The 4579-nt window shown below is 27.4% G+C and carries 3 protein-coding genes and 1 pseudogene; all 4 read right to left on the reverse strand.

Annotated features, from left to right (window positions below):
- A pseudogene (locus KQ44_RS02265) lies at positions 1-485 on the reverse strand (hypothetical protein); the annotation flags it as partial.
- Between the two features lie 77 nt (positions 486-562).
- A complete protein-coding gene (rlmN, locus tag KQ44_RS02270) occupies positions 563-1591 on the reverse strand; it encodes a 23S rRNA (adenine(2503)-C(2))-methyltransferase RlmN (RefSeq protein ID WP_096736059.1) in 1029 nt (342 codons plus the stop codon).
- A gap of 58 nt (positions 1592-1649) precedes the next feature.
- Complete coding sequence (locus KQ44_RS02275) at positions 1650-1889, reverse strand: zinc ribbon domain-containing protein (RefSeq protein ID WP_096736060.1); 240 nt, start codon at positions 1887-1889, stop codon at positions 1650-1652.
- 233 nt (positions 1890-2122) lie between these two features.
- The gene (locus tag KQ44_RS02280; protein ID WP_096736061.1) at positions 2123-3727 is read right to left on the reverse strand and encodes a peptide ABC transporter substrate-binding protein; all 1605 of its coding nucleotides are present in this window, start codon (positions 3725-3727) and stop codon (positions 2123-2125) included.
- Between the last annotated feature and the right edge of the window lie 852 nt (positions 3728-4579).

A 4579-nucleotide genomic window follows, 5' to 3' on the forward strand; every position in this document is an offset into this window, starting at 1 on the left:
TTATATGGTGAATATGGTCTTAAAGCACTAAAATATCCAAATGCCGATTTTTTTACATGAAATCTTTTAATAAGTTCATATCTTTTATCATCTTCGTATATTATATCATCATTAATAACTGTAATACTATTTGGAGTTCCCAAATGTTCTACTATATTATACTTAGCATAATAAGAATCGTATATTTTCTGCATAAGAAAATCTATTTTTTTTTCAGCTATTTTTATATTAGCTTTCTCATCTCCTTTTTTTAGGAGTATAGCGGTTAATATCAAATATACTCCACAGTTATTGCTTTTTTCTAGTTTAGAATAGAGAGAGTAGAAATAATCCCTATCTTTGCTGTATGTATAATTAGCTTCTCTTAGAAAATCTAGGGCATATACATCATTTTCTACTATGCCTCTGTTAATTATGCATATTTCCTTTTCTAAGTTATAGCCCTCATATCTTCTGCTAAATAAAGAACTATTAAATTTTTCCATAAAAAACTCTTAATTGATTAACTTTTATCTAAGTATTATTATACTATTATTTATACAAAAAATAAATAGTATATATTTTATAAATTTTTTACAGCTAATTGTCCGCAGCCTGCTAAAATTTCCTGACCTTGTTTAAATCTTTCTACTACTTCAATACCGTTATCTTTTAATATAGACTTAAATCTTAATATAATATCTTTATTAGGTCTTTGAAGTTCAGGGGCATGTTCTACTGGATTCATAGGAATAACATTTACTTTGAAAGGAAACTCTTTTTTTAAATTTACAAGTCTGTAAGCATCGTTAACAGAATCATTAATATCTTTGATAAGCACCCATTCAAAAGTTATCATTCTTTTTCCATTTTTACTGTATCTTTTAAGTACAGCCATAAGGTTTTCAATTGGATATCTCTTATTAATAGGCATAATTTTATCTCTCACTTCATTTTTTAATGAATGTAGAGAAACAGCAAGACGGCAGTCCAAATCTTTTTCTATAAGTTGTTTTATTCCGACTACCTCGCCTGAAGTTGATATAGTGATATGTCTTATTCCCAAATTAAAGCCTTTAAAAGAGTTAATAGTTTCTATAGCTTTGAAAAGATTTTTAGTATTGGCTAAAGGTTCACCCATACCCATAAATACAATAGAATTTACCTTTTTTGTAACAGCTCTCATTAAAATAAATTCAGCAAGTATTTCATCAGCAGTGAGATTACGTGATAACCCCATACTTCCAGTAGCACAGAAAGCACAGCCATAGCCGCATCCTACCTGTGATGAGAGACAAAAAGTTACTCTATCTTTTTTTTGTAAAATAACAGATTCTATTTTTTTCTTATCATATAATGAAATTAATAATTTTTTTGTTCCATATTCATCTTCAGATATAGTTTCTATTTTTGAATTATGTATAAAATAGTTTTCATCAAGTAATGCCCTCAAATTTTTAGGTATATTACTCATATCTTCAAAACTTACAGCATACTTTTTATATATCCAATCAAGTACCTGAGAAGCATGGAACTTTGGAAAGTTATTTTCCTTACAGAATTTAGATAAATCCTCTTCTGAAACATTCATTATAGATATTTTTTTTGACATAGTTTTTTGTATATATTTTTAAATTAACTTATAACCTATAAGCCTTTAATCAAACTCCTCAGCAGCTTTTGGTAGGCGGAGTAGTGGAAGAACTTGAAGTGCTTGCAGCACTGTTTTTTGCTTTGTAATCATTTACATAAAAGCCTTTTCCTTTAAATATGATACCGCTATTTAACGATATCATTCTTTTAGCTTCACTGCCGCATTCTGGACAAGTTGCTTTAGCTTCTGCAGTTATTGATTGAAATTCTTCAAATTCATGACCGCAGTTTTCACATTTATATTCATAAGTTGGCATAATTGTTCCTTTTAATTTTAAAAATTAATTGCTAACAAATATATTATGCGAATAAAAATATGTCAAGTATATTTATTTACAGATAATATATATATCATTCTATTAAAATTATAAATATTATTTATAATATATCACTATATATCCATAAATATTGCAATATGGCTATTTTATAAAACCTTTTTTATAAAGATGTAATTTATATCAAAACTAATTTTTTATAAGATTTATATTATTTATTTTTCCAAATACGAATATGAGAATTTATACTGGGCAAATGGAATATAAAATACATCTTTCAGTCTTGGACTTTTTAATACAGCAGGCTCAAAATATGCTATAGGTATTATAACAGCCTCATCTTCTATAAGTATTTTTTCGGCTTTATGTAGTTCTCTCATCCTAATGTTCTGATCTATTGTTTTTGAAGCAGTTATTATCGCATTATCAAATTCTTTATTTGTAAATAGAGAGTGATTTTTATATGAATAACTTACAAACATGCTTAAAAAAGTTGTAGGATCATTATAGCTTCCAGTCCAGCTAGCTGCTGCCATAGTGTAATTTCTTTCTGTTCTAAATGCATGGATAAAAGGAGCAAATTCCATTTGAGTAAGTTTTACATCTATTCCTAGATTAACCTTCCACATATTCTGCACTGCCTCAAACATAGGTATATCGTTACTAAATGTAAGTGCAAATTCTAATACTGGAAATCCCTCCCCATTAGGATAACCAGCTTCCGCCATTAATCTTTTAGCTTCTTCAACATTTTTTTGATAATCCGATTTATTAGTACTTATATATTCACCAGCATTATCTCTGAAATAACCCTCAACATCAGTAACTCCCCAAGGTACTAATGCCCCTGCAGGTCTTCCAGATTTTAATACATTATCTACTATATAGTTTCTGTCTATAGCAAGTGATAATGCACGTCTTACTCTTTTGTCTTTTAAAACAGCGTTTGTAGTGTTTAAGGCATAATACTGCGTTCCTATTCTAGTTGCAGTATCAATCAAGCCTTCCGCCCTTAATGTATCTATATCCTGATAAGGAAATTGATCAGAGAAATGCAAAGAACCCTCTTTGACTCCTGCTACTGAAGAATTAGGATTATCCATAAGTACAAATTTTATTTCTTGAGCTACTATAGTATCAGCATTCCAATAATTTGTATTTTTTACAACAGTGATGCTTTCATCAGTTTTTCTTTCTTTTAACAAGAAAGCACCATTTCCTATACATGTCTCAGGATTTCTTGTCCAGTTATCAGGATCTTTTTCTACCATGTCTTTTCTTACAGGAGAAAATACTGGAAGATTTACAAGCTCCAAGAAGTATGCAGTAGGGTATTCTAGTTTTACTTCCAAAGTATAATCATCTATTGCTTTTATTCCAAACTCATCTACAGGCAAATATCCGCCATTAACATTTGAAAAATTTAATATTGGTTCAAATAAATAGCTTGGCTCGCTTGCAGTTTTAGGATCAACAACACGCTTCCAAGAATATTCAAAATCCTTAGCTGTTAATGGTTTTCCATCAGACCATTTACCATTTGTTCTTAAATGGAATATATATGTAAGTCCGTCATCAGAAATATCCCAGCTTTCAGCAGCACCAGGCTGTATTTCTATGTCCTTATATTTTGTAGTTAAACATTCAAATAAATGAGTTACATAAGTAGAACCTTGCAATGTTATGTTTAAAGCAGGGTCTATAGTTTTTGGTTCAGAACCTAGATTAACACATATTGTACTGCCATTTTCTGATGCGTTATTTTTAGAGCATGATATAAAAATAGAAAATATAATCATTATTAAATAAAACTTTTTCATCGTACCTAACCTTAGTATAGTTATTTAAAGAGAATTATATTTGATAATTTAGTATTGTCAACCATAAATTATTTTTTGATATTTTTATACAATATGTTTTTTTCTTACTAGTTATCAATAAATAAATTGGTTATTATTAAAAGCATTATTATATGTATAATATGTATTAGATATGCTTTAAAATTATAATATTTATAGAATTATGAAATTGATATAATTAGCAGAATTAAAAAATAATCTAAATAAAGCACGAAGAAAAAAATAAAGATAACAGTAATGAAATTTTATAAACATTTAAGTAAGTAAGAATGAAATATACAAGATTAAGTATAAAATTATAAACTTCTTTGTGCTGCACCAAAGTTTTACAGCGTTCACCGAGTGGATACCTAGGAAAAAATAATTTGTGGTTACTGAGGGCATGCAGAGTCTAGCATAACAAATAAGTAAAATTAAAAAATATATTTTTTACAAACTGTATTTATTTAGCTATATAATTACAATCATAATAATGTATATCTATCTATAAAACTCGGCATTAATGAGAAAATTAAAATTAATTCTTCCTAGTTTATTTTTGTATGAGATGTATATGTTTTAGAAAGTAATAATATTTTTTAATATATTTAAATATTTCTGTTATATCCGTAAAAATATAGATGCTAATTTATATGAGAAAGTCTGCTAAAATACTCAGGTATTTTATTAAAATATATTGATGATATTTTCAATTTAGAGTATTAAATATCATTAAAAAATATAGATGAAAATAAATTAAAGTATATATACCAGAGAAGATTTAAAATGATTATAGTAAAATGTTTATTAATTTTAATAATCCATTATAGGTAT

It is taken from the genome of Brachyspira sp. G79 (genome assembly GCF_002379365.1).
Lineage (GTDB): Bacteria > Spirochaetota > Brachyspiria > Brachyspirales > Brachyspiraceae > Brachyspira.

Coding starts and splice junctions, on each gene's coding strand:
- rlmN (WP_096736059.1), bottom strand. CDS start 1,591: ATGTCAAAAAAAATATCTATAATGAATGTTTCAGAAGAGGATTTATCT.
- KQ44_RS02275 (WP_096736060.1), bottom strand. CDS start 1,889: ATGCCAACTTATGAATATAAATGTGAAAACTGCGGTCATGAATTTGAA.
- KQ44_RS02280 (WP_096736061.1), bottom strand. CDS start 3,727: ATGAAAAAGTTTTATTTAATAATGATTATATTTTCTATTTTTATATCA.